Consider the following 20,590-nt stretch of genomic DNA (forward strand, 5'->3'; position numbering starts at 1 on the left):
GACCGTCGCCTCTAGATATAGACTCGAACGCTTTGTCAAACTAACCGAACGTGCCGCGAGGTCACAGGGCGGGTCCGTTGCTCAGAAATCAGTGGATGGAATTCGGTTAAAGGCCGGTGAAAAGACGCCACGATTCGAACCTCGCTGCCGGCGAAGAATGCTGGCGAGCAGCGCGCCGACTCCAAACTCCCACGGCGCAACGCGATGCGAATAGTTGACCGTGTTGACGAGCGCACCGAATCGCGGGCTCGATATCGTCACCGTATCGCCGATCTGATGCGTGAATCCTTGCCCTGGCACGCTACGATCGGCGCTCGGTGCAAACAATGTCCCGAGATAAAGCATCATTCCGTCCGGGTATTGATGGTGAGAACCCATCGCCTGCGCAACGAGTTCTGACGGGTCCCGGCTGATGCGTTTCATGGAACTTGCCCCTGTCAGAACATATCCATCCGTTCCTTCTACGCGCAGCGAAAGCTCCGCAGCCCGAACATCATCGAGACCGAATGTACTGTCGAAGAGGCGAATGAACGGGCCAATCGAGGCCGACGCGTTGTTATCCTTGGCCTTACCGAGCAACAGTGCACTGCGGCCTTCGAAATCCCGAAGATTGACGTCATTGCCAAGCGTGGCGCCGACGATTTCCGCCCGGCTGGTCACCGCCAGCACGATTTCAGGCTCCGGGTTATTCCAATGCGAATTTTCATGGATTCCGATTTCGCTGCCGGTGCCGACGGCGGACATGGGCTGCGCTTTCGTGAAGATTTCCGCATCGGGACCGATGCCGACTTCCAGATACTGCGACCACATTCCTTCCTGAATAAGTACGTGGCGCACCGCCTCAGCTTCCGCAGACCCTGGGCGAACGCTTGCGAGCCGATCGCCCAGCACCGACATGACACGCGCGCGCACTTCATCGGCCCGGCTCGCGTCGCCTCCCGAGCGCTCCTCGATCACCCGCTCCAGAAGGCTTTCGACGAACGTCACACCGCTCGCTTTGATCGCCTGAAGGTCACATGGCGCGATAAGCCAAGGGGTGGACGGATCGCGTCGATCGAAGGCCGAATTGGCAAGAACCGAGTCCAGTGTCGCAAGCTTCGGCAGGTTCGCAGCGGCCTCTTCCAGCCGAAGGCCGATTCCTGGTTGCTCAAGCAGCGTGCTGGTCGTCAGCGCGAACGACGACACATCCACCAGTTCGCCACCTATAACGGCAACAGGACGCGGCGCGCCGATATCAGGGCACCACGCGCGCCCCACGAGCACAGCGTGTTCCAGATCGTCAGGCAGCGCGGATCGGTCATTCAATGGCATCTATCTTTCTCCAACCCGGTGTGGGTTATTGCTGAGCATCAGCGCGGTGCACGCTCTACTTATGCCGGCCAACGGCGGGTCACATAATTGCGCTGATTTGCCAGGGGACGAATTCGTTTTGTCCGTAACCGTGCTGCTCGCTACGGGAACGTTTCCCGGAGGCCACGTCGAGCAGTAGTTGGAACAGCACCGCGCCGAGTTGCTCGATCGTTGCGCTCCCTTCCAGCACTTCTCCGCAGTTCAGGTCCATGTCGTCGGACTGACGTTGCCAGAGTGCGGTGTTTGTCGCGAGCTTTACCGACGGCGAGGGCGCGCAGCCGTAAGCCGAACCGCGTCCCGTCGTGAAGCAGATCAGGTTCGCACCGCCCGCGACCTGTCCGGTAGCCGACACCGGGTCGTAGCCAGGCGTGTCCATGAACACCAGGCCGCGCGCCTTAACCGGCTGGGCGTATTGGTACACCTCGACGAGGTTCGTCGAACCTGCCTTTGCGATGCCGCCCAACGATTTCTCGAGGACGGTCGTCAAGCCGCCGGCCTTATTGCCCGCCGACGGATTGTTGTTGATCTGCGCCCCTTGCCGCTGCGCGTACGCTTCCCACCAACGAATGCGATCGACCAGCTTCTGTCCCACTTCGGGCGTTACCGCGCGGCGGGTCAACAGGTGCTCGGCGCCATAAATTTCCGGCGTCTCCGAGAGAATCGCAGTACCGCCCTGCCGCACGAGCAAGTCGACGGCTGCACCCAGCACGGGATTGGCCGTGATGCCCGAATATCCGTCCGACCCACCGCATTGAAGACCGATGGTGAGATGACTTGCCGAAACCGTTTCCCGCTTGACGTCATTCGCATAGGGCAGCATCTGCCGAACCAGTTCGATACCCTTTGCAATTGTCAGGGTCGTGCCACCGGTGTCCTGAATCGTGAAGGTTCGCAAGCGGTCGTGTTCTTTGAGCCCCTGGGTTTCGAGCAGCCGGGAAATCTGGTTCGTTTCGCAGCCCAGGCCGATGACCAGCACGCTCGCGAAGTTGGGATGGCACGCATAGCCGCCAAGCGTGCGCTGCAGGATCGCGAGACCGTCGCCTTCGGAGTCGATGGCGCAACCGGAACCATGGGTGAGCGCGACGACGCCGTCGACATTCGGAAACGCGGCCAGCGCATGCGGACGAATGTCGCGGCGGAAATAGTCGGAAATGGCTCGCGCGACCGTCGCCGAGCAATTCACCGAGGTAAGGATGCCGATGTAATTGCGCGTAGCCACACGGCCGTCTTCGCGCACAATGCCCTGAAATGTCGCGGGCTCAGTTGAACGGACGCTGGCACGCACACCCTGACTGAATGCGTAGTCACGGGCGAATTCGCCCATCGCAAGGTTATGCGTATGAACGTGCTGCCCCGCGCGGATCGGCTGACTCGCAAAGCCGATGATCTGGCCATAACGGTGTACCGCTTGACCCTCACCGATGTCGCGTGTCGCCACTTTGTGACCGGGCGGGATCAATCCCGAGACCGTCACCACTTCCCCATCCAGCACCGTGCCGGACACAAGCTGATCGAGGGCGACGACGACATCGTCAGCGGGATTGAGCCGAATGACGCGAACCGGCCTGAGCGCGGTCGATGCGACGGACTTGTCCGCAACAGGGGACGACATGGAACTACTCCTTCGTTTCTCAACGTGACGACATTTTCGGGGCCGGCTGTGCGACGTCGTGTGATGCGCCGTGCAGCCGTGTTCAAACGACGTTTCAGCCAGCGCTCCACGGCGTCTTGCAGCGCGTGTACTCGAGTTGATAGAGCGTGGCGTCCGGCGCAACCGCAGCGGCCCCTGGCAAAGCAGTGAGCCCGGCAAGGAAAGCGTCCACTGCTGTGCGGACATAGTCGGCGCGGCATCCTTCGATCATCACGATCCATGTCGGCACCTCGGTGCCTTCCGAACGCGCCTTCTTCTCGGCAGTTTCCACCTTGCTGACGGCCTCATCGGCCAGACACAGGTGCACGCCCGTGATGCCGGGCCGGTCGGCGAGCGGCGGCAAGACCTGCTGACGCAATCCCTTCACGACATCGGCCCGCGCCGCCGAAGGCACGTCGAAGCGCACCGTCATGAGATTGGCGCCCTGCCCCACGCCGTCGGAGTACGCCACATGGCAGATCGAGCGGGCCACGCTGCGAAACGAGGCGACGACCTGCTTCGTCCACGGCGTCGGCGAATTCAGCCGAAGCAGGTAGTCTTGCGCGCCGAGCACCTCCACGGTGTCCGCTTCATACAGATTGAAGTACTCGGGGCCCGCATCCAGCGCAATGTAGCGCCGGCCGCGCCTGAACCCAGGAATCCCGGCGCGTTCCGGCATGTGCTCGCGGTTGTGCCACTCGTAGAATTCATCCTTCGCTTCCGGCAGCAGGTCATGCCAGATTGCCACGACGCCCGTTCCAGCAAGGCTCATATCTCCTCCTCCTACAGATCGAATCGTTTTATCGTGCCAACGGATATTCGCCACGGCCCCATGCCGCGCCAAGCGAATCGGCGTACGGCACCACCTTCTGTCTCTGCTCGCCGAGTCCGCTGCCGCCGAGGGTCATGGTGTCGCCCGCTTTCAGAAAGACGGGCGGCTTCTGACCGAGGCCGACACCGGGAGGCGTCCCGGTAATAATGACGTCGCCAGCCATCAGTGGCATGAAGCGGCTGAGATACGCCACGATATGCGCGACGTTAAAGATCATCGTGCGTGTGTTGCCCGTCTGACGACGTGTGCCGTTGACGTCGAGCCACAGGTCGAGCACCTGCGGGTCGGGCACTTCATCACGCGTTACGAGCCACGGGCCGAGCGGCGCAAAAGAGAAGCCGCTTTTGCCCTTGGTCCACTGGCCTTCGCGTTCGAGCTGATACGCGCGTTCGGAAACGTCATTGGCAAGGCAGTAACCCGCCACATGATCGAGCGCGGTGGCTTCATCGATCTGCCAGGCGGGTTTGCCGATCACCACGCCCAGCTCGACCTCCCAATCCAGCTTTTGCGCGTCTGCCGGCAAGATGACCGGATCGTTCGGACCGCTGATCGAACCCGTATGCTTGTTGAACACGACGGGTTCCCGCGGAATCGGTGTATCGGTTTCGGCTGCATGGTCGGTGTAGTTCAGACCAATGCACACGAGGTTACGGACATTGCCGATACAGGCGCCGAGGCGCGTGCCCGCTTCCACCACGGGCAGGCGATTCAGATCGAGTTCGCTCAGCTTCGCAAGGACTGCAGGCGAAACCGTCGTTCCGTCGATGTCGTCGACGACGCCGGTCAGATCGCGGATCGCGCCGCTCGAATCGATGACACCGGGATGCTCCTGACCAGGCTGGCCGAAACGGACGAGACGCATTTGAAGACTCCTATCAAGACAAAAAAAGTATCGGCAAGGTGCCGAGATCACCGAAGCCGATATGCAACTCACAACCAATCGGCAACTCGAGCACGCCCGCGTAAGAGCCCGTGATCACCGCCTGGCCGGCATGCAATCCAAGGCCGCGGACGCGGAGAAAATTGACGAGCCACACGATCGGCGCGAGCACGCTGCGATCAGGGTGGCGGCCAGCAAAACCGACCGTGTCGTGTCCGGCGCGAGTCAGACTGACGGTGAATTCGATCGGGAGATCGGCCGGCGTCGCGCCCTCGGGCAATTGAACGCGCGGCCCAATGACAAGACCGGCGTTGAACAGACCGTCCGCCAGCAATTCAGGAAACGTCAGCGCCTCCGGATGCGCATATCGACTGGCCAGCAGTTCGAGCGCGAGGTGAACATTCCCGAGAGCGTCGAGCACCTCGGCTTCGCCATACGCTTCGCGCCGGGGCGGCAGATCGCGAGCCAGCAAACAGGCGAGTTCAGGCTCTGCCCTTACAGAAGACTCCGCAAGCCCGGCGCGAGTGCAGCATTGGGCGCCTCGATGGATAACGGCGTCATAGATTGGCGCAGCGATGAGTTTGCCCGCCGGCGGCAGCGCGCATTTCCAGGCGCCGGCCTGCCAACCGAGCTGATCGCCCACCTGTTGCTGGATCGCGAAACCCTCATCCAGATTTTGGGGACGCAGTTCGACGGGAAGGCGCTCCGCGAACGTGCCTCGCTGGCGCGCCGTGACGAGAAGGCGTGCTGCCTGCTCATCCAGCGCGGCGAGTCGCCCGACAGCCTGATCTGCATCCGGCGTGCTCATGCCGCCTCACTCACATCCGCACCGACGCTCTGGCGCGGCCATACGGCACCCAGCTTCGCGGACGCTTGCTGCAATAGCGCGTAAAAGGCCTCGTAACGCTCCGGCTGAACCCGTGTGACCGGCCCGGCAATGCTCATGGTGCCGACCACCGCACCGTCAGGCAGCGCACGCACCAGCACCGCCAATGCGACGACACCCGGCTCGGCCTCTTCGACGACAAGGCCATAGCCACGCTGCCTGGTCCGCTCCAACTCCGGAATCAGCTGCTCGACGTTGGTAATGGCCTTCGGCGTCCATGCGCCCGCTGCGGACGCTTTTCCGAGTCCACCACGCAGGGCGTATTCGATCGCCTGGTCGTTCGGCATTCCAGCCAGCCACGCCTTGCCAACCGATGTGGCATGCAAGACGATGGGACTATGCATGGACGGCGAATACATCAGGCCCGGTGCCGCGCCCTGGGACGCTGCCAGCCACGCGAGTATTCCTTCGTTGACCACCGTCAGCCGGACCAGCTCGCGGCACTGACCCGCGACCTCATCGAGGATCGGCTGCACCAGACCCGGCAGACCAAGCCCATGCAGGTACCGCTGACCGAGCAGGGACAGCTTCAAGGTCAGACGGTACTGGGAGGTCTGTTCATCCTGTTCCGCCCAGCCCTGCTCGCACAGTTGCGCGAGTACGCGATGCGCGGGGCCCTTCTCCAGCCCGAGTTCGGCGGCGATATCGGAGATGCGCATCCAGCGCGCCTCACGTGCGAGCAACTCGATCGCCTGCAGCGACCGGTCAACTGCTCCCTTGACAACTCTCATAATTGACGTAACATGATTCTTAATGGAACTGTGTTACAACAATAGACAAACAGCACCGGAAAGTCAATCACGATGGAGACAAGCATGAATCGGAATACCCGGGTTAAGCCTCACGGCAAGCGCCAGTCGAAGATCGCCGCGGCCAGCGGCTGGATCGGCTCGGCGCTGGAGTACTACGACTTCTTCATTTACGCGACTGCGGCGTCGCTGGTGTTCCCGCAGCTCTTCTTTCCATCTGACAATCCAACGGTCGCCATCATCGCCTCACTGGCAACCTTCGGTGTCGGCTATATCGCCCGCCCGGTGGGTGCCGTCGTCCTCGGCCACTGGGGCGACCGCCACGGCCGCAAGACGGTGCTGCTCCTCTGCATGTTCCTCATGGGCTTTTCAACGATGGCCGTCGGGGTCCTGCCAACCTATAAGCAGGTCGGCATCTGGGCGCCGGTGCTGCTCGTGGTTCTTCGCCTCATCCAGGGCTTCGCGGTCGCCGGGGAGCTCTCCGGCGCCAGTTCAATGATTCTCGAGCACGCACCGTTCGGTCGGCGCGGCTACTTCGCGAGCTTTACCCTCCAGGGGGTGCAGGCCGGACAGCTCATGGCGGCAGCGATCTTCCTGCCTCTCGCGCATTTCATGCCCAGGGACCAGTTCACCTCCTGGGGCTGGCGGATTCCGTTCCTGCTCAGCATTGTCGTTCTCATCGCGGGCTACGTCATTCGCCGCAAAGTCGATGAGACCCCGGCGTTCGCCGAGGAGCGCGTGCACGGCGAAATTCCCGCCTCGCCAGTCGTCGAAGTGCTCCGGCAGAGCTGGGACGATGTCGTGCGCGTGGTCTGCATGGCGCTTACCGCCGTAATCGCCCTTGTCGCCGCGGTCTTCGGCACCGCCTACGCGGTTCAGCCAGCGTACGGCATCGGCTTCCCTCCCGGCATGTATCTGTGGATCCCTGTTCTGGGCAATATCTGCGCAGTGATCCTGATTCCCTTCGTCGGCAACCTCTCAGACAGGATTGGTCGCAGGCCGCCAGTCCTTGTCGGCACCCTCAGCGCCGGACTGCTCTCGTTCGTGTATCTGTACGCTATCAGCGTCCATAACGTGTGGCTGGCGATGGTTCTCTCGGTGCTCATGTGGGGCATCGCCTATCAGGGCTTCAACGGCGTATTCCCGAGCCTGTTCTCCGAACTGTTCCACACGCGCGTGCGCGTGTCCGGGATGGCCATTGGACAGAACGTCGGGACGACGCTTTCCGCGCTGCTCCCGGCATTCTTCGTCGCGGTCGCGCCCCCCGGCTCCGCCAATATTCCACTGAAGATCGGAGCCCTGACATTCGGCATCTGTGTCGTGGCCGCGATCGCCGCCTTTACCACGCGCGAGACGTACCGGGTCCGGCTCCACGATCTCGGCGACCGCAACGCGGTTCCGGTACCCAAAGGCGAATACGATCGTCTGCGCGCCGAGATGTTGCGTGAGGCGACCGGAACAGCCGACTCACAGGATCTGACGAACCAACTGCGCTCGTAGCCGAAAGCAAGGGCCATATCGGCAGCGACCGCCCGGCGCAACTTACGCTGTTCGGACGAGCCGCGCAGGAACACGCGGCCGCGGCACTCGCCAATATCTGATGCCACACAGGAGAAAGACACATGCACAACCAAGGTACGCCACGTTACGATGGCCCGCGCGAACTCGCGCAATCCCTGACTCCGTTCGCACGTGTGAGCGCATCCGCAGCGGTCTGGAACAAGGAAGGGCTGCGCGCGGACTCCGAGTATCGCGACCTCGGACTCGCCGCGGTGACCAACGGTCGCATCGGCGCCAAGCACATTCGCGCACTGACCCCGTTCACCGATGCCACGGGCTGGCATTGGCACGACATGACTGCGCACTATCTGTATGTGCTGCGCGGATCGGTGACGTTCCGTTTCGCCGGCGTCGAGGGCGATGTGACTCTCAATGCCGGGGACGACCTCTCGCAACCCGCCGGCGTTCCGCACAATGTGATCTGGCGCTCCGATGACCTTGAAGTCATCGAGATTAACGAGCCCGCTGTCTACGGAACATGGGATCTCGCCGAAGCCCCGGCACCCTGGAAGTGAGCAGTAAGCTATGACTGCACCTTCCGTCAACATCGGACATGAGGCCGCAATGCATCCACATATCACGGGAAGAACGCGACTTTACGGGTTAGTGGGCGATCCGCTGACGGCAGCCAAGTCGCCGCAACTGCTGAACCAGCTTTTTATCGAACAGCGCGCGGACGCGGTCTGCGTTCCGTTTTGGGTCAAGGCGGAAGACCTGTCCGCATTCGTCGCCGGCGCACGAGCGTTACGCAATCTTTCCGGCCTGCTGGTCACAATGCCTCATAAGCAACGGATGCTGGATTTTGTCGACGAACTCCATCCCACTGCTTCCAGGGTCGGCGCACTCAACGTGATACGTTGCAACGAAGATGGACGCTGGGTCGGCGCCATATTCGATGGCGTGGGCTGTGTGCTTGGCATGCAATGGGAAGGCAATCATCCGGCGAATAAGTCCGTTCTTCTCGTCGGTGCCGGAGGCGCGGGCAGGGCTATCGCATTTGCAGTCGCGGCGGCGGGCGCCGGAACGTTAACCATATCCGACGTCGACGAGCAGCGGGCTGGCGAGCTCGCGGAATCCGTTGCTGCCGAAACCGGTTGCATCACGCATTCCGGACCTCCCGACCCGCACGGTTTCGAAGTCGTGATCAATGCCACACCGCTCGGCATGAACGCGAATGACGCCATGCCGGTAAATCCCGAGCGGCTCGCACCCGGCACCATCGTCGTAGACATCATCAATGCGCCAGAGCCGACGCAGCTTCGCCGCGCCGCGCATGCGCGCGGCTGTCGTACCCAGGACGGGGGGCCGATGCATGAAGGGCAGGCAGTGCATGCCCTATGCTTCCTTGGGTTCGATTACCACCCTGCTGGCAGGTCAGCACCAGACGACGGCGTGCTTTTCGCGCCTGCAACGAACGCAAGTCGTTAATGCCTTAACGCATCTGGGAAAGCGCCCGGAATCGACAGTTTTACCAGTTTGAATGGAGGGAAGATGCGATGAACAGTTTCAACGTTTCCACATTGGTATGTGCGGCCAGCTTTAATGCGCGCATCGCGCAAGCACGGAGTCGATTCGTCGACGGTGCGAAGGGAGAACACGCATGAAAGTCGCATTGCTGGAGGCCAGCCATTGGCATGTCCCACTCTATCTCGATGCGCTTGAGGCGCCCGGTATCCAGGTGGTAGCCGTTTCAGATGCGGAGCAAGTAAAAGGACAGGCAATTGCCGCGCGCTTTGGGAGCACGTTGTACTCGTCGGCGTATGAGTTGCTCGAGCGCGAGGATGTCGATTTCGCGTTTGTGTTTGGGCGGCATTCCGAAATGCCGACGCTCGCGGAGGCGGTGATCGAACGAAAAATTCCGTTCGCGCTGGAGAAACCCTGCGGCGTAAACATGTCGCAGGTCACGCGGCTGCGCAAACTGACCGAGGAAGCCAATCTTTATTGCGCCGTACCGTTGATCTTCCGGATGAGCGAGTTGCTCGGCGCACTGGAAGATGCGGAGGATTGCATACCGTCGGACTTTAACTACATGTCTTTCCGTTTCATTGTAGGTGCGCCTGGTCGTTACGAAGCTGCAGGCGCAGGTTGGGCACTCGATCCTGTGTTTTCCGGAGGCGGATCCACGATCAATGTCGCAACCCACTTCATCGATCTCTTCAGATTACTGACCGGCAAAGAAGTCGCGCGAGTCTCCGCCACCATGAACTCCCGAACGCATCGAGGCGCCGTCGAGGACTACTCGTTGCTGACAATGCAAACCGAAGACGGCGTGATCGGGCTCGTGGAGACCGGATACAGCTTTCCCAGTACTCAAGACGAGCAGCGCGAATTCTCCTTCACCCTTTCATCCGATCGCATGTACGCAAAATCGGGCCCCGACCGGATCGAGATTCGGGACCGGAACAATCTTGCCGCCGGCACTCGCAGTCGCCGTCTCCAGTTAGAGACCGACATTTACTACCCACTGTTCGTCAAGCGAGTGCTTGGTGAATGCCGCACAGGTGCAAGGCCGATCGCGTCCTTGCGCGACGCCGAGGCGATGATGCAGGTCATGGATGCGGCCTACGCTTCTGCTCGGCAGGGGGGTGCGCTTCAGACTCTTGAACCGATTTCCGGGTAATCCAGGCCATCGGATTGCGTCGCACGCCTATGCCGCTAACGAGATATTGCAATTTGGCCGATTATCCTGCACCGAAGGAAGGCGACTGGATCGCGCGAGACTTCCGTTTCCACACCGGGGAGGTGATGCCGGAGGTGCGGCTACACTACCGAACCATCGGCGACCCGTCCGGCGAGCCGGTCCTGGGCCTGCACGGCACGACGGGCACAGGCGCCAGCATGCTGACGCCCGCGTTCGCGGGAGAGCTGTTCGGGCCCGGACAGCCGCTTGATGCCAACAATTATTTCATCGTCCTCCCGGACGGAATTGGAGCCGGCGGATCGTCCAGGCCGTCGGACGGGCTGCGCACGCGGTTCCCGGCTTACAACTACGACGACATGGTGCTCGCGCAGTACAGGCTCCTGACCGAGGGCCTGGGCATCAGGCACTTGCGCCTGCTGATCGGCAACTCGATGGGCGGCATGCACGCGTGGATCTGGGCGGTGCGATATCCGGACTTCATGGACGCGCTGGTGCCAATGGCGTCGCAACCGACCGAGATGTCCGGCCGCAACTGGATGCTGCGCCGCATGCTCACCGAGATGGTCCGCGACGACCCTAAGTACCTGGATGGCAATTACGCCAGCCCGCCCCGCTCCTTGCGCATTGCCAGCGCGTTCTTCGCGCTGGCCACCAACGGCGGAACGCTGGCCTACCAGAAAGCAGCTCCGACAATGGAGTTGGCCGACAACTTCCTGGACACCCTGTTGGCCCAGCCTTTCACGTTGGATGCCAACGACTTCTTATATCAATGGGGTGCCTCGCGCGGCTATAACCCGGCACCCGGCCTGGAGCAGATCCGGGCTATGGTGCTCGCCATCAACGCGGCCGATGACGAACGCTATCCGCCCGAGACCGGTCTGATGGAGCACGCGATGCAGCATGTGCGCCACGGCCGGCTGCTTTTGATCCCTGCCAGCGAGGATACGTGCGGCCACGGTACCAACGGCCTGGCGCGTTTCTACAAAGCCGAGTTGCAGGAACTGCTGCAATCAGCCCCACGCCGCGCCTCCAGGTGATGCTGACCGGACAATACGGCGCCCCTTCGTCCGGCGCCTCGCTATTGAGCTGGACCTACACAACATGTCTTTCGAGCAACGACCATGTTCCGTTCGGCGATGGGCTGTTGCTGTCGCCGTGCGGCAGCGGGATGTGACGCATACGCTGCCCTCGCGTCCGCCTTGAGCGTCCGCCCGATGGTGTTGTCGCTGCGGTGCTCGTTTCTGCCGCTCGTGGATCAAGCGAACTGGCGCCAAGGCCCGTTGCGCCACAGAGGCGCAGCGGGACGAATGGAAGCGTCCGCTCCGCAGTCCGAAATGAACTCCGGTGCGATCATTGAATGTCGGCGGCCTTGGGGCCCCAGACTATCGTTCCAGCCGATTCCCGGTTGTAAGTCTGCGAATATGGCTGAACCCTTTTGGCGTTGTCGGTCACGAGTATTGCCCCATTGCATAAAGCTGAGCGACGCTTGCCTCGCTGGCGCGCCGTGACGAGAAGGCGTGCTGCCTGCTCATCCAGCGCGGTGAGTCGCCCGACAGCCTGATCTGCATCCGGCGTGCTCATGCCGCCTCACTCACATCCGCACCGACGCTCTGGCGCGGCCATACGGCACCCAGCTTCGCGGACGCTTGCTGCAATAGCGCGTAAAAGGCCTCGTAACGCTCCGGCTGAACCCGTGTGACCGGCCCGGCAATGCTCATGGTGCCGACCACCGCACCGTCAGACAGCGCGCGCACCAGCACCGCCAATGCGACGACACCCGGCTCGGCCTCTTCGACGACAAGGCCATAGCCACGCTGCCTGGTCCGCTCCAACTCCGGAATCAGCTGCTCGACGCTGGTAATGGCCTTCGGCGTCCATGCGCCCGCGGCGGACGCTTTTCCGAGTCCACCACGCAGGGCGTATTCGATCGCCTGGTCGTTCGGCATTCCAGCCAGCCACGCCTTGCCAACCGATGTGGCATGCAAGACGATGGGACTATGCATGGACGGCGAATACATCAGGCCCGGTGCCGCGCCCTGGGACGCTGCCAGCCACGCGAGTGTTCCTTCGTTGACCACTGTCAGCCGGACCAGCTCGCGGCACTGACCCGCGACCTCATCGAGGATCGGCTGCACCAGACCCGGCAGACCAAGCCCATGCAGGTACCGCTGACCGAGCAGGGACAGCTTCAAGGTCAGACGGTACTGGGAGGTCTGTTCATCCTGTTCCGCCCAGCCCTGCTCGCACAGTTGCGCGAGTACGCGATGCGCGGGGCCCTTCTCCAGCCCGAGTTCGGCGGCGATATCGGAGATGCGCATCCAGCGCGCCTCACGTGCGAGCAACTCGATCGCCTGCAGCGACCGATCAACTGCACCCTTGACAACTCTCATAATTGACGCAACGTGATTCTTAATGGAACGGTGTTACAACAATAGACAACCAACACCGGAAAGTCAATCAAAACGGAGACGAGTGATGAAACTGAACACCCCGCTTGAGCCTCACGGGATAGCGATCGGGCAGAACGTCGGCACGATGCTGACCGCGTTTCTCCCCGCGCTCTTCGTCGCGGTCGCGCCCCCCGGCTCCGCCAATATCCCGCTGAAGATCGGAGCCCTGACATTCGGTATCTGCGTAGTGGCCGCTATCGCCGCTTTCACTACGCGGGAGACGTACCGGATCCACCTCAGCGATCTCGGCGACCGCAACGCGGTTCCCGTACCAAAAGGCGACTACGATCGCCTGCGTGCCGAGACGATGGTCGGGGCAACCGAAACAGCCGACTCGCAGGATTTCGCCAATCAGCTGCGCTCCGAAGTACTCGCGAGCCAACAACATCGGGGGTAGACATGATTTCAAATCAGCAGGACCTGTCGGGCAAGATTGCCGTGGTCACGGGCGCTGGGCGCGGGTTGGGTGTCGCTATCGCCGATGTTCTCGCCGACCGTGGTGCCCATGTGATCGTCAATGACCGCACGCTTGAACCGGCAACCGAGGCGGCGAAAAACATTCAGCGAAGGGGTGGAAGCGCTAGCGCCATCGCTTTTGACGTGGCTGATACGAGCCAGGTCGAGGACGCGTTCCGCCGGCTCCTTGCGGACCATGGTCGCGTCGACATCCTGATTAACAACGCTGGAATTGGCGACTTCGTCAGTTTTCCCGAGATTAGCTCAGAGAAATGGGATCGGATGATTAACATCCATCTCAAGGGCTCGTTCCTCTGCTGCCAGGCCGTTCTCGCGTCGATGAAGGCGCAAAAGTATGGAAAGATCGTCAACGTCAGTTCAGTGGCCGGCAAGCGCGGTGACTTCAGTGGCAACGCACATTACACCGCTGCGAAGGCTGGAATCATCGGCCTGACAAAATCGCTCGCGCGCTACGCGGCACCCTTTGGCATCAATGTCAATGCCATCGCGCCGGGCCTCGTCGCGACGGAACTCACCGATGAGATGAGCCCCGAGATGAAGGCGACGACCATCTCTAACATTCCCGCGGGCCGCCTTGGGCGCCCAGAGGAGATTGCACGGGCCGCTGCCTTCCTCGTCTCGGATGATGCAAGCTACATCTTCGGTGAGACACTCAGCGTGAATGGCGGCTCCTACATGGATTGACGCCCTCGACAATCGCACTGCTGTGGAGCCCTTATGAGAATTGCTGTTTTCGACGTTAGCCACTGGCACTTTCCCCTCTATCTCGCTGCATTGCGAGATCCTAGTGTCCAGGTTGTGGGTATTTCAGATACTGCCTCATTTGCTGGATCAACAGTCGCGGACCAGCTGAATTGCAAGCTGTACGGCTCCAATGAAGATCTGCTCAAAGAGGATTTCGACTTTGCCCTGGTATTCAGCCGTCATTCAGAAATGGCCGAACTGGCCGAGCGGCTGATTGCCCGCGGCATTCCGTTTCTCATCGAGAAGCCTTGCGGACTTAATCTCCGGGAGGTCCGCCGGGTCCGGCAGCTCGCCGAGAAGCACGGCGTTTACATCAGTGTTCCCTTCATCATGCGCGTGAGCGATCTGGCTGCCCGTCTTTCCCCCGCAGAGGGATTTACGCCGGAGGGATACCAGCATCTCTCGTTCAGGTTCATCGTTGGCCCCGTAGCTCGATATGAGCGCGGCGGGTGCAGTTGGATGCTCGATAAACGGCATGCAGGTGGAGGGTGCACGTTAAATGTCGGCGTTCATTTCATCGACCTGATCTCGACCCTGACAAACAACCCGATCACCCACGTCTCGGCGCAGATGCGAACGTATCGGCCTGATGTGACCGTCGAAGAGCAAGCCGTGTTCACCTGCCGGAACGCTGCGGGCCAAATCGGAGTAATTGAAACGGGTTATCTGTATCCATCGACAGCGGAAGATCAGCGAGACTTCGCGTTTTCCATCTCGCATACCTCCTCCTACGCCCGGGGTTATGCCGACCAGCTTTACATCAAAGCGCGGGACCAACAGCAGGGACGCACCGCGACGGTCGAATACAACACGGACGCGTTTTACTCGGTGTTCTTAAGGCGCAACTGGGCCGATCTGGCGAATGGTCGTCCTCCGGTTGCAGGTTTGCGGGAGGCCGAGCATGCGATCGCTGTCGTCGAGGCAGGATACCGTTCTGCAGCCAACGGCGGCGCACCGGAACCGGTCGAAAATGCGGTCTAAAACTGTTGCCGCCTAACGGCTCTACGCTACGCTTCGCGCATTCGTTTCCGCCGTTGCCATCGCTCAAGCTGACCCGGAAACAGTGTGTAAAGCGCATCGTCAACTTGATTAGGAGCGCATCCTACCGAAACTGTGTGACGGGTCACGTGTGCTGGTCGCTATGTCGGGATAGATATGTTTTGGCGAAAAAGGCGACTGACTTTTTATCGTCCCGTACGACGCGCCAGACAGAAACAGGAGCACAGCATTTTTTCGTCCAAGACAAGCAACGTTAGGTCATTCCCAAGCGTCTGTTAGTGACCAGACGCCTGCTGATTCAGCGCTGAAGCAAAAAACTCACGCCTCTGGCTGCGCGTTTATCACGCGCCGCGCGAGCGTCGAATAAGCGAGTGGTTCGAAACGATCGAGCCCGTCCTTGACGGCAGGAATGTCGTTATTTCTGGCTTCCTGCTCCATCTGTGCACACGCATTCGCCACCTCGGTCTCCTGAATCATCGCGAAGGAGCCGCGTAGCGAATGAAGATGGGCCAGCACCGTTTTTATATCGACCCGTTCAATGGCGACATACAGCGCCTCGAGCGATTCCTTCAGTGCCTGGCTCATCGCAGTATTTCGGACAGCCTGACGTGGGTTGCCAAGCGGTAACTCGCTTCAATTCCCCCGCACAAAGAAGGTTGACGGTTTTTCGAGCAGCGCGATGAAAGCGCAGGGTCGCTTCCTGTGTTCATTCTGTGGAAGGAGGACTGTCCGATGTTTTCTGCGCCGAAGTCACCATTCCATTATCCAACGCATATCGGAGCAGATCGACTTCTCGCTCAATACCGAGCTTTTCCATCGCGTTCATTTTCTGAGTACTGGTGGTCTTCTTGCTGCGACTCAGCCGTTCGGCAATTTCGTTTTCCGTCAGGCCCGATGCAAAAAGACGCACAACTTCGGATTCGCGCTGACTCAGGACGTCCGAGGAGCCCCTGCCCCGGCGGTTCCAGTCAATCGACTGGACGATCTCGTTGATGGTCGGCGAATAATATTTGCCGCCGTGATGGACGGCATGAACCGCGGGGATAAGGTGGGTGGCAGCGTCGGACTTGCTCACGATGCACGTTACACCTTGCGTCACGAGCGCACGTACTACTGCCGGGTTGTCCAGCATCGTCAGCACAACGATCTTGATGTCAGGATACCGGCGCTTTATAAACGAAAACAGAGCAATTCCATCACCGTATTCGTCCGCGGGCATCGCGTAATCGGATACGACAACGTCACATTGCGTGTTCGTGAGAAGCGCGATCAGTTCAGTCGAGTTGCTGGCTTTCCCTACCCGTTGGATCGTGCTCACATCTGCAAACTCATGTTCGATACCGATCAGCATCATGGGGTGGTCGTCAGCCAGTATGACCCGAATTTCGGAGGCGACCATATTGTCAATGTCATTGAAATAGGGCTGATCGCCCGCAAACAGTTTCGTGTAGCAGGAAAAACAGGTGTCGACCGGGTTGCTCCGCGCGTGAATGATGCGCCGGGGATGGTTGGGGGCCCATTGCCCCTCTTGCGCAGTCGACGCGATGGCGAGTGTCCCGGCCATTGCGACGACGAGACTGCCAACCAAGGTTTTGCGACGCGCGGCAATTGAAATCGCGAAGCGATCGCTGCATTCGCTGTGGCGCGCGAAGTAGTATTCTCGCAATGCACGCGGTCGACCGATCATCTGACTTGAGGAGCCGGGCCAATGGAAAGCATCGACGTACTTGTCGTGGCGGCATTCGCTTTTGTCGGCAGCCACTTTCTCCTGTCCCATCCGCTGCGGGCGGGTATGGTCCGGGCAATCGGCGAACGGGGTGCCATGGGCGTCTATTCGCTGATTGCGATACTGACGTTCGGCTGGATGGTCATGGCTTACGACAGGACGCCCGTCTCCGATCCGCTATGGCCGGCAGGCAACGTGCTGTGGGCGGTTGTGACCGTGCTCATGCTGATCGCGTCGATCCTTCTGATGGGCTCCCTGATCCGCAACCCGGCGTTGCCCACCGGCGGCCGGCCCACCGCGTTTCCCGACGCGGCGCGCGGCGTGTACGCAGTGACCCGTCATCCGATGATGTGGTCGTTCGCGCTTTGGGGACTGTGCCATATCGCCGTGTTCCCGGTCACCCGGAACATCGTGCTTGCCGGGGCGATCATCATCCTCGCGCTGGTCGGTGCCGCGCTACAGGACCGCAAGAAACGGCGGCTGCAACCCGATCTGTGGCCCGCATGGGAATCGAAGACGAGCTATCTGCCGTTCGCGGCGATCGCCGCCGGCCGCGGGCGGCTGGGCGGGTTCGGCATGCACGCGCTGGTGGGCGGCGTCGTTTTCTGGCTCGTCGCGACCTGGGCGCATATTCCGCTCTCCGGTTGGCCCGCGGGCATCTGGCGCTGGCTCTAGCCGGCAGATTCCACGAGATCTGTTCTCGTGGCGCAAGACTCTTTGTGCACGGTGTGTGTTCGAATTCGCGGCGGATGCGCCTACAGTGCCCTCCATCGGTCCATCGATTCGAACGGCCAGCAGGCCAGATCAATCACACCGTGAGACAAACCATGAGCACTTCCAAAGTCGTGCAGCACCTCCTCGCCCACCGCCACCGCCGCCGTCACGCCTGGCAGTCCGCGCGGCGCGGAGCGCTCGTCGGCTGCGAGCAGGTCCGCCTCCTCCAGATCCGCGAGGATGCGCCGGCACGCCAGCGCATAGCGCTCGCCCGCCTCGCTGAGCCGGATCGTGCGCGTGGTGCCGTGTAGCAGCGGCGTGCCCGTATGCGTCTCCAGAAACGCGATGGCCCGGCTCACCGCCGCGGGCGAGCGGCCCAGCCGACGGCCTGCGCCTGCCAGACTGCCCTCGAAGCGCCAGCGTGGCTGCCTGTGGTTTTACGGCAAACGGAGGTGCAGTGCCGCATTCAACGCCGCGCCGCGTCGCCGTTGACATGCATGCAAGGCCGCTCGATCGTGTGACTGAACGTGGCGCTGGTTCGGCGCTTGCCCTATTCTTCAGAAATTGTTCAGCACATGCTGGTACGCTTCGCAGGCGCTAGCGGGCCGGGGGTACGTCAAATGTCGCCAGCACCGCGAGCTCACCGCGCCCCGTGGTGCCTGCACTCCGCGTGCCGGGCCAGCCGCAGCCTGCGTTTTTCGTGGCGTCTCAACGTTTCCATCCTGTTCGCTCGACCCGATGACCAACCTCAAACATTCATCCGCGACCGCGACAGCGACGCGAATCGCAGCCGGCGATGACCGCACGCAATACGACTCTTTCTCGATCCTGTTGCATTGGATCACGGTGATTCTGGTGTTGGCCCAATTTGGACTCGCCCAAACCTGGGGCTTTGCGCCTAAACCCACGCGTCACCTGATGATCGTTTCCCACATGTCGTTTGGAATATTGCTTTCGGCCGTGTTGATCGTGCGCATTGGGTGGCGTCTGATACCCGGACATCAAAGTCCCGTGTCTGCCGCGGGATGGGTCGAGCGGGCCGCGAAAGGCGTCCACTATGTTCTGTACGCGCTGCTGGTCGGCGAAGCGGTACTGGGTTTCGTACTGCGATGGTCCGGCAACGAATCGATGAGCTTTTTCGGGCTGCTGATCCCCTCTCCGTTCGCGCCCACCAGTAAGGCGACGCATCACGCCATTGGTGAGTCTCATGATTTTGTCGGCTGGGCCATCATCGTCATCGCGGCGGGACATGCCGCCGCCGCGCTGTTTCATCACTATGTGCTGCGCGACGACGTGCTCAAGCGCATGCTGTCGGGCAAAGCGGGCGACGCGTAAGCCGCTCACTTGCCCGCCCGGCGCTTGACCGATAACGAAACAATCGGCTTGCTCGCGCTGAAGCACACCCATTCGGGTGTGAAGGCGCGCGAGCGCTACGCGACCGATGACCCAGATCAAAAGCCCGGCGTTCACATCCGCTGAAATGGTCTCATGCGAGAATCCATCCGCGCGCAACGGAGCAACCATGAAGCTGACCTTTCTCGGTGCAAGCGAGACCGTCACGGGTTCGAAGTATCTGCTCGAAGAACCCGGCTTGCGCATCCTCGTCGATTGCGGGCTGTTTCAGGGCCTCAAAAACCTGCGGCTGCGCAACTGGGCTGCGCTGCCGGCGCCGGCCGACTCGATCGACGCGGTGATCCTGACTCACGCCCACCTCGACCACAGCGGCTATCTGCCGTTGCTCGCGCGACACGGCTTTCGCGGTCCCGTCTATTGCACGCCCGGCACCGCCGCGCTGTGCGAGATCATGCTGCCCGACAGCGCGAAGCTGCAGGAGGAAGAAGCCGATTTCGCGAATCGCCACGGGTTCTCGAAGCATCAGCCGGCGCTGCCGCTCTACACGCAGGACGACGCGCAGCGCGCGTTGCATCTGCTTGCGCCACGACGCTTTGACTCGCCCGTCGAGTTGCCGCACGGGCTGCGCTTCCGCTTCCTGCCGTCGGGGCACATCCTCGGGGCGGCGAGCGTCGTCATGTGCCGCAATCACAAGGTGCTGGCGTTTTCCGGCGACGTGGGCCGCCCCGAAGACCCGATCATGCGCGCGCCCGCGCCGCTCGCGCACGCCGATTACCTCGTCGTCGAGTCGACCTACGGCGAGCGCCTGCATCCGGACGCGAATCCGCGCGACGAACTCGAACGGATCTTCAGCCGGACCTTCGCCAAAGGCGGCGTGGTGGTGATGCCGTGCTTCGCGGTCGGGCGCGCGCAGGCAATCCTTTACTACATCGCGAAGTTGAGGGAGACCGGGCGCATGGCGCACGTGCCCGTCTATCTGGACAGTCCGATGGCGACCAGCGTGACGGAGGTGTATCGCAAGCATCTCGCCGAACATCGCTTGACGATCTCCGACGCGAATGCGATCGACAAGGCCGCGATCATGGTCAGAACCGTCGATCAGTCGAAGGCGATCGCGTCGCATAACGGACCGATGGTGATCATCGCGGGCAGCGGCATGGCGACCGGCGGGCGCGTGCTGCATCATCTGCGGCTGTATGCGTCCGATCCGCGCAATACGATCGCGCTGGTCGGCTACCAGGCGGCCGGCACGCGCGGCGCGGCGCTGGCGGCCCACGAGCCGTCGATCAAACTGTTCGGCGAATATGTGCGGGTGCGCGCGAACGTCGAATCGATCTCGTCGCTGTCGGCGCATGCCGATTACCACGAGTTGCTGACCTGGCTATCGAGTCTGACCGATGCGCCCGCCCACACGTTCGTCACGCATGGCGAGCCCGCCGCGGCCGAGGCGATGCGGCGGCACATCGTCGAGACGCTCGGCTGGTCCTGCGAGGTGCCCGTCTACGGGCAAAGCGTCGAACTCGGGCAGCTTTGAGCCCGTCATCCCGTGACGTAAGCGCATGCAACGGCCGGACGGGATCGTCGGTCGCGAGTGGGAGC

20 protein-coding genes and 2 pseudogenes are annotated in these 20,590 nt (G+C 61.6%); 11 read left to right on the plus strand and 11 right to left on the minus strand.

Annotation, left to right across the window (positions count from 1 at the left end; genetic code table 11):
* Positions 1-81 precede the first annotated feature (81 nt).
* The 6 genes from HDG39_RS04805 to HDG39_RS04830 form a co-directional block, all read right to left on the minus strand.
* Positions 82-1,311: a fumarylacetoacetate hydrolase family protein gene (locus HDG39_RS04805; RefSeq protein WP_184003679.1), complete on the minus strand. Its 1,230-nt coding sequence runs from the start codon at positions 1,309-1,311 to the stop codon at positions 82-84.
* A 79-nt stretch (positions 1,312-1,390) separates the two neighbouring features.
* Positions 1,391-2,962 (minus strand): UxaA family hydrolase, encoded by a 1,572-nt coding sequence (locus tag HDG39_RS04810; RefSeq protein WP_184003681.1) that lies wholly within the window; start codon positions 2,960-2,962, stop codon positions 1,391-1,393.
* Between the two features lie 94 nt (positions 2,963-3,056).
* Positions 3,057-3,752, minus strand: a complete 696-nt coding sequence (locus tag HDG39_RS04815; protein ID WP_184003683.1) for a hypothetical protein — start codon at positions 3,750-3,752, stop codon at positions 3,057-3,059.
* Positions 3,753-3,780: 28 nt separating this feature from the next.
* The gene (locus HDG39_RS04820) at positions 3,781-4,674 is read right to left on the minus strand and encodes a fumarylacetoacetate hydrolase family protein (protein WP_184003685.1); all 894 of its coding nucleotides are present in this window, start codon (positions 4,672-4,674) and stop codon (positions 3,781-3,783) included.
* 13 nt (positions 4,675-4,687) lie between these two features.
* Positions 4,688-5,500 carry a fumarylacetoacetate hydrolase family protein gene (locus tag HDG39_RS04825; protein WP_184003687.1) on the minus strand — a complete coding sequence of 271 codons (813 nt, stop codon included), beginning with the start codon at positions 5,498-5,500 and terminating at the stop codon, positions 4,688-4,690.
* Positions 5,497-6,309, minus strand: a complete 813-nt coding sequence (locus tag HDG39_RS04830; RefSeq protein WP_184003689.1) for an IclR family transcriptional regulator — start codon at positions 6,307-6,309, stop codon at positions 5,497-5,499. The genes HDG39_RS04825 and HDG39_RS04830 overlap by 4 nt, the downstream gene beginning before the upstream one ends.
* Before the next feature lie 84 nt (positions 6,310-6,393).
* Here HDG39_RS04830 and HDG39_RS04835 point away from each other — a divergent pair, with 84 nt between their 5' ends.
* The 5 genes from HDG39_RS04835 (at position 6,394) to HDG39_RS04855 (ending at position 11,565) form a co-directional block, all read left to right on the plus strand.
* The gene (locus HDG39_RS04835) at positions 6,394-7,827 is read left to right on the plus strand and encodes an MFS transporter (protein WP_184003691.1); all 1,434 of its coding nucleotides are present in this window, start codon (positions 6,394-6,396) and stop codon (positions 7,825-7,827) included.
* Positions 7,828-7,949: 122 nt separating this feature from the next.
* Positions 7,950-8,402: a cupin domain-containing protein gene (locus HDG39_RS04840; protein ID WP_090805074.1), complete on the plus strand. Its 453-nt coding sequence runs from the start codon at positions 7,950-7,952 to the stop codon at positions 8,400-8,402.
* Between the two features lie 10 nt (positions 8,403-8,412).
* Positions 8,413-9,315 carry a shikimate dehydrogenase family protein gene (locus HDG39_RS04845; protein WP_260327530.1) on the plus strand — a complete coding sequence of 301 codons (903 nt, stop codon included), beginning with the start codon at positions 8,413-8,415 and terminating at the stop codon, positions 9,313-9,315.
* Positions 9,316-9,487: 172 nt separating this feature from the next.
* Entirely contained in the window at positions 9,488-10,507 is a 1,020-nt protein-coding gene (locus HDG39_RS04850) for a Gfo/Idh/MocA family protein (RefSeq protein WP_184003693.1), read from the plus strand.
* Positions 10,508-10,536: 29 nt separating this feature from the next.
* Positions 10,537-11,565, plus strand: a complete 1,029-nt coding sequence (locus HDG39_RS04855; RefSeq protein ID WP_184003695.1) for an alpha/beta fold hydrolase — start codon at positions 10,537-10,539, stop codon at positions 11,563-11,565.
* 313 nt (positions 11,566-11,878) lie between these two features.
* Here the strand turns inward: HDG39_RS04855 and HDG39_RS04860 are convergent, their stop codons facing one another.
* Both HDG39_RS04860 and HDG39_RS04865 read right to left on the minus strand, forming a co-directional pair.
* Positions 11,879-12,109 (minus strand): hypothetical protein, encoded by a 231-nt coding sequence (locus HDG39_RS04860; protein ID WP_184003697.1) that lies wholly within the window; start codon positions 12,107-12,109, stop codon positions 11,879-11,881.
* Positions 12,106-12,918 (minus strand): IclR family transcriptional regulator, encoded by an 813-nt coding sequence (locus HDG39_RS04865; RefSeq protein WP_184003699.1) that lies wholly within the window; start codon positions 12,916-12,918, stop codon positions 12,106-12,108. The genes HDG39_RS04860 and HDG39_RS04865 overlap by 4 nt, the downstream gene beginning before the upstream one ends.
* A 115-nt stretch (positions 12,919-13,033) precedes the next feature.
* Here HDG39_RS04865 and HDG39_RS04870 point away from each other — a divergent pair.
* The 3 genes and pseudogenes from HDG39_RS04870 to HDG39_RS04880 all read left to right on the plus strand — a co-directional run.
* Positions 13,034-13,375, plus strand: a pseudogene (locus HDG39_RS04870) (MFS transporter); the annotation flags it as partial.
* Positions 13,376-13,377: 2 nt separating this feature from the next.
* Positions 13,378-14,139 (plus strand): SDR family NAD(P)-dependent oxidoreductase, encoded by a 762-nt coding sequence (locus HDG39_RS04875; protein WP_184003701.1) that lies wholly within the window; start codon positions 13,378-13,380, stop codon positions 14,137-14,139.
* 33 nt (positions 14,140-14,172) lie between these two features.
* Positions 14,173-15,180 carry a Gfo/Idh/MocA family protein gene (locus HDG39_RS04880; protein WP_184003703.1) on the plus strand — a complete coding sequence of 336 codons (1,008 nt, stop codon included), beginning with the start codon at positions 14,173-14,175 and terminating at the stop codon, positions 15,178-15,180.
* 336 nt (positions 15,181-15,516) lie between these two features.
* On the opposite strand, the gene HDG39_RS04885 is transcribed toward HDG39_RS04880, so the two are convergent.
* The gene (locus HDG39_RS04885; protein WP_260327531.1) at positions 15,517-15,783 is read right to left on the minus strand and encodes an Hpt domain-containing protein; all 267 of its coding nucleotides are present in this window, start codon (positions 15,781-15,783) and stop codon (positions 15,517-15,519) included.
* A 121-nt stretch (positions 15,784-15,904) separates the two neighbouring features.
* Positions 15,905-16,597 (minus strand): response regulator, encoded by a 693-nt coding sequence (locus HDG39_RS04890; protein WP_184004178.1) that lies wholly within the window; start codon positions 16,595-16,597, stop codon positions 15,905-15,907.
* Positions 16,598-16,906: 309 nt separating this feature from the next.
* Here HDG39_RS04890 and HDG39_RS04895 point away from each other — a divergent pair, with 309 nt between their 5' ends.
* Entirely contained in the window at positions 16,907-17,599 is a 693-nt protein-coding gene (locus HDG39_RS04895; protein ID WP_184003705.1) for an NnrU family protein, read from the plus strand.
* Positions 17,600-17,772: 173 nt separating this feature from the next.
* Here the strand turns inward: HDG39_RS04895 and HDG39_RS04900 are convergent.
* Positions 17,773-18,039 (minus strand): annotated as a pseudogene (locus tag HDG39_RS04900) (LysR family transcriptional regulator); the annotation flags it as partial.
* A gap of 163 nt (positions 18,040-18,202) precedes the next feature.
* Here HDG39_RS04900 and HDG39_RS04905 point away from each other — a divergent pair.
* Entirely contained in the window at positions 18,203-18,973 is a 771-nt protein-coding gene (locus tag HDG39_RS04905) for a cytochrome b (RefSeq protein ID WP_260327532.1), read from the plus strand.
* A gap of 187 nt (positions 18,974-19,160) precedes the next feature.
* Positions 19,161-20,525: an MBL fold metallo-hydrolase RNA specificity domain-containing protein gene (locus HDG39_RS04910; RefSeq protein ID WP_184003707.1), complete on the plus strand. Its 1,365-nt coding sequence runs from the start codon at positions 19,161-19,163 to the stop codon at positions 20,523-20,525.
* Positions 20,526-20,590: the final 65 nt, after the last annotated feature.

This window comes from Paraburkholderia lebeckiae (assembly GCF_014201005.1).
In the GTDB taxonomy this organism is placed as follows: Bacteria; Pseudomonadota; Gammaproteobacteria; order Burkholderiales; family Burkholderiaceae; genus Paraburkholderia; species Paraburkholderia tuberum.

What these genes read in the sequence shown, in the direction of transcription:
- HDG39_RS04805 (WP_184003679.1), bottom strand. Translation starts at nt 1,311, where the DNA reads ATGCCATTGAATGACCGATCCGCGCTGCCTGACGATCTGGAACACGCT.
- HDG39_RS04810 (WP_184003681.1), bottom strand. Translation starts at nt 2,962, where the DNA reads ATGTCGTCCCCTGTTGCGGACAAGTCCGTCGCATCGACCGCGCTCAGG.
- HDG39_RS04815 (WP_184003683.1), bottom strand. Translation starts at nt 3,752, where the DNA reads ATGAGCCTTGCTGGAACGGGCGTCGTGGCAATCTGGCATGACCTGCTG.
- HDG39_RS04820 (WP_184003685.1), bottom strand. Translation starts at nt 4,674, where the DNA reads ATGCGTCTCGTCCGTTTCGGCCAGCCTGGTCAGGAGCATCCCGGTGTC.
- HDG39_RS04825 (WP_184003687.1), bottom strand. Translation starts at nt 5,500, where the DNA reads ATGAGCACGCCGGATGCAGATCAGGCTGTCGGGCGACTCGCCGCGCTG.
- HDG39_RS04830 (WP_184003689.1), bottom strand. Translation starts at nt 6,309, where the DNA reads ATGAGAGTTGTCAAGGGAGCAGTTGACCGGTCGCTGCAGGCGATCGAG.
- HDG39_RS04835 (WP_184003691.1), top strand. Translation starts at nt 6,394, where the DNA reads ATGAATCGGAATACCCGGGTTAAGCCTCACGGCAAGCGCCAGTCGAAG.
- HDG39_RS04840 (WP_090805074.1), top strand. Translation starts at nt 7,950, where the DNA reads ATGCACAACCAAGGTACGCCACGTTACGATGGCCCGCGCGAACTCGCG.
- HDG39_RS04845 (WP_260327530.1), top strand. Translation starts at nt 8,413, where the DNA reads ATGACTGCACCTTCCGTCAACATCGGACATGAGGCCGCAATGCATCCA.
- HDG39_RS04850 (WP_184003693.1), top strand. Translation starts at nt 9,488, where the DNA reads ATGAAAGTCGCATTGCTGGAGGCCAGCCATTGGCATGTCCCACTCTAT.
- HDG39_RS04855 (WP_184003695.1), top strand. Translation starts at nt 10,537, where the DNA reads ATGCCGCTAACGAGATATTGCAATTTGGCCGATTATCCTGCACCGAAG.
- HDG39_RS04860 (WP_184003697.1), bottom strand. Translation starts at nt 12,109, where the DNA reads ATGAGCACGCCGGATGCAGATCAGGCTGTCGGGCGACTCACCGCGCTG.
- HDG39_RS04865 (WP_184003699.1), bottom strand. Translation starts at nt 12,918, where the DNA reads ATGAGAGTTGTCAAGGGTGCAGTTGATCGGTCGCTGCAGGCGATCGAG.
- HDG39_RS04875 (WP_184003701.1), top strand. Translation starts at nt 13,378, where the DNA reads ATGATTTCAAATCAGCAGGACCTGTCGGGCAAGATTGCCGTGGTCACG.
- HDG39_RS04880 (WP_184003703.1), top strand. Translation starts at nt 14,173, where the DNA reads ATGAGAATTGCTGTTTTCGACGTTAGCCACTGGCACTTTCCCCTCTAT.
- HDG39_RS04885 (WP_260327531.1), bottom strand. Translation starts at nt 15,783, where the DNA reads ATGAGCCAGGCACTGAAGGAATCGCTCGAGGCGCTGTATGTCGCCATT.
- HDG39_RS04890 (WP_184004178.1), bottom strand. Translation starts at nt 16,597, where the DNA reads ATGGTCGCCTCCGAAATTCGGGTCATACTGGCTGACGACCACCCCATG.
- HDG39_RS04895 (WP_184003705.1), top strand. Translation starts at nt 16,907, where the DNA reads ATGGAAAGCATCGACGTACTTGTCGTGGCGGCATTCGCTTTTGTCGGC.
- HDG39_RS04910 (WP_184003707.1), top strand. Translation starts at nt 19,161, where the DNA reads ATGAAGCTGACCTTTCTCGGTGCAAGCGAGACCGTCACGGGTTCGAAG.